The organism is Streptomyces sp. ADI95-17, assembly GCF_003846175.1.
GTDB classification, from domain to species: Bacteria; Actinomycetota; Actinomycetes; order Streptomycetales; family Streptomycetaceae; genus Streptomyces; species Streptomyces sanglieri.
The window spans coordinates 900,855-904,481 of sequence record NZ_ML123048.1; the positions used below are offsets into that span (position 1 = coordinate 900,855).

The window sequence follows — 3,627 nt, forward strand, 5'->3', positions numbered from 1 at the left end:
GGGCGGGCGCCGCGTCCGGGGCGGTCCGCTCAACCGAGGATCAGCTCGGGTTCGTACAGGTCGAGCCACGTGGCGAGGTCCAGGGTTCGTTCCAGGCCGCGGCGGGACGCCGAGGTGACCTGGGGCGCGTGGTGGTCGGCGGCCCGGCGGAGCCGGTCCCGGTCGACGAGTTCGAAGACCCGGTGGTCCGGACGGGCGAGCAGCTCGCGGGCGTACCCCTGGAGGGCCATGGCGTACTTGGGGTCCTGGGTCGACGGATAGGGGCTCTTGGTCCGGTCGTACACCGACCGGGGCAGCACATCGGCGGTGGCCTCGCGCAGCAGGCTCTTCTCCCTGCCGTCGAAGGACTTCAGGGCCCAGGGCGCGTTGTAGACGTACTCGACGAGCCGGTGGTCGCAGAACGGCACCCGGACCTCCAGGCCGACCGCCATGCTCGCCCGGTCCTTGCGGTCGAGCAGGACGCGTACGAAGCGGGTCAGGTGGAGGTGGCAGATCCTGCGCATGCGGTACTCGAAGTCGCTCTCGCCGGTGAGCCGTTCGATGCCGGCGACGGCGGTCTCATAACTGCTGCGGACGTAGCCCTGCAGGTCGAGAGCCCGGCCGAGGTCCTCCCGGAGCACGTCCGAGTCCTCGCCGAAGTGCTCGGCCATCCGGACCAGCCAGGGGAAGGTGTCGGCGGTACGGGCCTGCTCGTCGAAGAACTGGAGGTAGCCGCCGAAGACCTCGTCGGCGGACTCGCCGGACAGTGCGACGGTCGAGTGTTCACGGATGGCCCGGAAGAGCAGATAGAGCGAGGCGTCCATGTCCCCGAGGCCCATGGGGAGGTCCCGGGCGCGGATCATCCGGGCCCGTACCTCCGGGTCGGCGAGGGTGTCGGGGTCGAGCACGATGTCCCGGTGCAGGGTGCCCGACCGCTGGGCCACATCGTGCACGAACGGGGTGTCGGGGGTGGTGCGCAGCTCGTCGGCGATGAAGTGCTCGGTGCGTCCCACGAAGTCGACGGCGAAGGTGCGGACCTTCTCGCCGCTCTCGGCCAGCTGCCCGGCGGAGAGCGCGGTGACGGCCGAGGAGTCGAGTCCGCCGGAGAGCAGGACGCAGCGGGGTACGTCGGAGACCAGCTGGCGGCGGACGATGTCGTCGAGCAGTGACCGTACGGTGGCGATCGTGGTGTCCCGGTCGTCGGTGTGCGGGCGGGTCTCCAGCCGCCAGTAGACGTGCCGGCGCAGCCCGCCGCGGTCCACGGTGACGACCGTGCCGGGCTCCACCTCGTGCATGCCGTCCCATACGGCATGGCCCGGGGTCTTGACCATGGTGAACAGCTCCCGCAGCCCGTCCAGGGTCACCCGGGGCCGGGCCAGCGGGTTGGCGAGGATGGCCTTGGGCTCCGAGCCGAAGAGCACACCGTCGGGCGTCGGCCAGTAGTAGAAGGGCTTGACGCCCATCCGGTCGCGGATCATGACGAGCCGGCCGTGGCGACCGTCCCAGAGCGCGAAGGCGTACATGCCGTTGAGCCGCTCGGCGAGGGCCTCGCCCCACTCCAGGTAGCCGCGCAGCACGACCTCGGTGTCCGATTCGGTGGAGAACCGGTGTCCGCGGGCGGTCAGTTCGCCGCGAAGCTCGGTGAAGTTGTAGGCCTCGCCGGAGTAGACGAGGGCGACCGGCCCCTCGGGGGTGTCGACGGTCATGGGCTGGCGTCCGCCGGGCAGGTCGATGATCGCGAGCCGCCGGTGTCCGAGCGAGGCGTTCCCGTCGGTCCAGGTCCCCCGGTCGTCGGGGCCCCGGCAGGCCATGGTCTCCGTCATCGCATCCAGCGTCGCGGCCGCCTCCGCCGCCCGCAGATCATGGTCGAAGGAGACCCAGCCGGTGATGCCACACATATCCGTCCTCCCGATCCGGTCCCGCCCGGCAGAACCAGTTGTATTTAGCAGCTATATGACGAGCGTCTGCCTGCGATTGCGTACGGTCAACACGGTCGTTACCTGGACGGTGGTGCGCCCCCATACTTTCGGCCGCGGTTTTCCGGTTCCTGTACGTGGCACCGCGCTCCGGAACCCGTGCGGGAGCGGCTCGTGGGCCCTGCGGGGCTACCGGAATCGGCCATCGGCAAAGACTTGCCCAACCCGGTGGGCCGGTGGGGTGGACCGGGCCGGTCGGCAGATGCCCGGGCACGGCAGCCGGAACAACCGAACCCGCCCCCCACCCCGCCCGCCGATACCGCCCGGTACCCGCCCGATAGGCTGATGACCTGCGGTCTTTCCAGGACGGCCCACCGCAAAGGGCCCGGCCGCCCACCTGATCCGGAGTACCCGTGCCCGCATCCGTTCCCGCGCCGCTCACCGTCGCCGTCGCCCAGCCGGTCTGCGTTCCGCTCGACGTAGCCGCCAACTCCGCCGCCCACGCGGAGGCGGTCCGACGTTCGAAGGCCCGTCTGGTCGTCTTCCCGGAGCTCTCGCTCACCGGCTACGACCTCACCGCCGAGGCCGTCTCCCCCGACGACCCGCGTCTGCGCCCCCTCGTCACGGCATGCCGTGAGACGGGAGCGACGGCCCTGGCCGGTGCTCCGGTGCGGGCCCCGGACGGCCGTGAGCACCTCGGCACACTGGCCGTCACGGGAGCGGGCGCCCGTTTCGTGTACGGCAAGATGTGGCTGCACGGCGCGGAGTCCGACCGGTTCGCCCCCGGCGAGAAGCCACAGGTCATGGTGGTCGACGGGCATCGGCTGGGGCTCGCGGTGTGTTACGACGCCGCGGTCCCCGGACACGCCGCCGAGACCGCCGCGCTGGGCATCGACGCCTATGTGGCGAGCACCCTCTACGGCCCCGGCCCCGAACAGGCCGCCCGCCGCGACGGCCACATGAGCCGGACGGCACTCTCCCACGGGGTGTGGGTGGTGCTGGCCACCTCGGCAGGCCCGAGCGGGGCATACGACCGGACGTCGGGCGGCTCGGGCATCTGGGCACCGGACGGGACGGCGGTCGTGCAGGCCGGGCCCGAGGCCGGCGCCATGGTGTCCACGAGCGTGGGCGAGGGCCCGGCCGGGGCCCGTCGCCCCTAGAGTTGCCCGCCCACCATCTCGGCCGTGACGGCCCACCGCTCGTGGTCGCGCCAGGCTCCGTCGATGAGGAGGAAGTCCGGCGAGAACCCTTCGAGACGGAAACCGGCCCGGCGGACGAGGGCGAGCGAGCCCTCGTTGCCGGGCTGGATGTTGGCTTCGAGGCGGTGCAGGCCGAGCTGGCCGAAGGCGTACCGCAGGACCAGGTCCAGGCCTTCGGTCATCAGGCCGCGGCCCGCCGCGTGGGCGAAGGCGCCGTAGCCGAGGGCGCCGCAGCGGAACGCGCCGATGACGATGTTGTTGATGTTGATGAACCCCGCGATTCTGCCTGCGGGCCCGCTGCCGTCGCCGCGTTCGCAGACCAGGAAGCCCGCCTTCGTGGGGTCGTCGATCAGTTGTCCCGCGTAGGCGGCGTACGTGCGGGCGTCGGTGGGCGGGAAGAGCCAGGGACTGTGCAGCTCCCGGCTCTCCCGGGCCCGGGTGGTGAACTCCTCGGTATCGGCCGGGGTGTAGGCGCGGATCGCCACCCGGCGTCCCTCGGCCAGATTGTGGTTCTCGGACATCCGGCGAGACTA

The 3,627-nt window shown here is 71.6% G+C and carries 3 protein-coding genes; 1 reads left to right on the forward strand and 2 read right to left on the reverse strand.

The window, feature by feature from the left end; translation table 11 throughout:
* Positions 1-29: 29 nt before the first annotated feature.
* The gene (gene asnB, locus EES42_RS26995; protein WP_124720836.1) at positions 30-1,877 is read right to left on the reverse strand and encodes an asparagine synthase (glutamine-hydrolyzing); all 1,848 of its coding nucleotides are present in this window, start codon (positions 1,875-1,877) and stop codon (positions 30-32) included.
* A 431-nt stretch (positions 1,878-2,308) separates the two neighbouring features.
* On the opposite strand from asnB, the gene EES42_RS27000 reads away from it, so the two are divergent.
* Positions 2,309-3,055 (forward strand): carbon-nitrogen hydrolase family protein, encoded by a 747-nt coding sequence (locus EES42_RS27000; protein ID WP_124720837.1) that lies wholly within the window; start codon positions 2,309-2,311, stop codon positions 3,053-3,055.
* Here EES42_RS27000 and EES42_RS27005 read toward each other — a convergent pair.
* On the reverse strand, positions 3,052-3,615 hold the full coding sequence (locus EES42_RS27005; protein ID WP_124720838.1) for a GNAT family N-acetyltransferase: 564 nt from the start codon (positions 3,613-3,615) through the stop codon (positions 3,052-3,054). The genes EES42_RS27000 and EES42_RS27005 overlap by 4 nt on opposite strands.
* Between the last annotated feature and the right edge of the window lie 12 nt (positions 3,616-3,627).

What these genes read in the sequence shown, in the direction of transcription:
- asnB (WP_124720836.1), bottom strand. Translation starts at nt 1,877, where the DNA reads ATGTGTGGCATCACCGGCTGGGTCTCCTTCGACCATGATCTGCGGGCG.
- EES42_RS27005 (WP_124720838.1), bottom strand. Translation starts at nt 3,615, where the DNA reads ATGTCCGAGAACCACAATCTGGCCGAGGGACGCCGGGTGGCGATCCGC.